This is a genomic window from Bradyrhizobium uaiense, from assembly GCF_010811875.1.
In the GTDB taxonomy this organism is placed as follows: domain Bacteria; phylum Pseudomonadota; class Alphaproteobacteria; order Rhizobiales; family Xanthobacteraceae; genus Bradyrhizobium; species Bradyrhizobium uaiense.
This window is the reverse complement of record NZ_VKHP01000521.1, coordinates 1-948: the sequence shown is the minus strand read 5'-3', so window position 1 is coordinate 948 and position 948 is coordinate 1. Positions and strand designations below refer to the sequence as shown.

The following is a 948-nucleotide window of genomic DNA, read 5'->3' as shown; positions in this document are numbered from 1 at the left end:
TGCCGCTCGCGATCCTTGCGCGCAACCATGCCGTGATCCGCGGCGTCCTGCTCGGCCTCGCCAGTGTCGTCCAGACCGTGCCGGGATTGGCGCTGCTCGCGCTGTTCTACCCGCTTCTGCTCGCCATCGCGTCGTTGACGCTTCGTTGGTTCGGCTTCGACTTTTCCGCGTTCGGGTTTTTGCCCGCCATGCTGGCGCTGGCGCTCTATTCCATGCTGCCGGTGCTGCGCAACACCATCACAGGGCTGAACGGCGTCGATCCCGCGCTGCTTGAGGCGGCGCAAGGGGTCGGTATGACGGCGCGGCAATCGCTGTTCACGGTGGAATTGCCGTTGGCGCTGCCGGTGATCATGGCCGGCATCCGCACCTCGGCGGTATGGGTGATCGGGACCGCGACATTATCGACGCCGATCGGGCAGACCAGCCTCGGCAATTACATCTTCGCCGGATTACAGACCCAGAACTGGGTGCTCGTGCTGTTCGGCTGCTCCGCCTCGGCGCTACTAGCGCTCGCGGTCGATCAACTATTAACGCTCATCGAGCGCGGATTGCGCGAGCGCAAACGCCTCCGCACCCTGCTCGGCAGCGTCGGGATCGCCGCACTGGTCGCAGCGACGCTGATCCCTTCGATGGCACGGACCCCATCGACCTACGTCATCGGCGCCAAAACGTTTACCGAGCAATATGTGCTCTCCGCGCTGATTGAACAGCGGCTGCAGGCGGCGGGATTGCAGGCCTCGACGCGCGAGGGCCTCGGCTCCAGCGTGATTTTCCAGGCACTCGCGGCCAACAACATCGACGTCTATGTGGATTATTCCGGGACGCTGTGGGTCAACCAGTTTCACCGTACCGATATGCCGCCGCGCGAAACATTGCTCGCCGAGTTGAAGGAGATCCTGGCAAAGCAGGACATCACCCTGCTCGGCGCGCTCGGTTTCGAGAACGCCT

1 protein-coding gene is annotated in these 948 nt (G+C 63.6%); it reads left to right on the top strand.

Annotated elements, in window-relative coordinates:
* A partial coding sequence (locus tag FNJ47_RS46235) for an ABC transporter permease/substrate-binding protein (protein ID WP_163163457.1) occupies positions 1–948 on the top strand: 948 nt, incomplete at both ends.